Origin of the sequence: Corallococcus sicarius, assembly GCF_003611735.1 — a bacterium.
Classification (GTDB): domain Bacteria; phylum Myxococcota; class Myxococcia; order Myxococcales; family Myxococcaceae; genus Corallococcus; species Corallococcus sicarius.
In genome coordinates this window covers 1-421 of sequence record NZ_RAWG01000768.1, presented here as the reverse complement: position 1 = coordinate 421, position 421 = coordinate 1, and the positions used below count along the sequence as shown (strand labels likewise).

The following is a 421-nucleotide window of genomic DNA, read 5'->3' as shown; positions in this document are numbered from 1 at the left end:
AGTAAATCCCTAACACTAAAACAATCATCGCCGGCAAAGGGGAAAACACGGCACGCCAGCGCGTTTGCAAGGGACGAAAACCGGTGCCATGAATCACGCCGGTGCACACCGCCCATATCAGCAGTAATCCATGCCAGATGGCGAGTTCACTCGTACGGGCAGCAAAGCGTGACGGTTGCCAGATAACACAGCCCGCCAGCCACAGCGCCAGTATTAGTGAAAGGGCCCGCAATGGGCCCTTGTCCATCAGACGATACAGCGTCTGAATCAGCGTGCGCATCAGTGCTGTTTGTCCTTCGCACCGCTCTCTTCTGCTTGTTCAATCGCCAGCGCCGTGATCACGCCAAACGCACAGGCCAGCAGGGTGCCGAGAATCCAGGCAAAATACCACATGCTCAATCTCCTTAATCAGTACAGGGAG

General features: G+C 55.6%; 2 protein-coding genes. Both read right to left on the bottom strand.

The window, feature by feature from the left end; genetic code table 11:
• The coding region (gene ybgE / locus D7X12_RS42075; protein ID WP_120630602.1) for a cyd operon protein YbgE at positions 1–280 on the bottom strand (280 nt) is incomplete at its 3' end.
• Complete coding sequence (gene cydX / locus D7X12_RS42070; protein ID WP_058962355.1) at positions 280–393, bottom strand: cytochrome bd-I oxidase subunit CydX; 114 nt, start codon at positions 391–393, stop codon at positions 280–282. The genes cydX and ybgE, both read right to left, overlap by 1 nt.
• Between the last annotated feature and the right edge of the window lie 28 nt (positions 394–421).

Coding starts and splice junctions, on each gene's coding strand:
- cydX (WP_058962355.1), bottom strand. CDS start 393: ATGTGGTATTTTGCCTGGATTCTCGGCACCCTGCTGGCCTGTGCGTTT.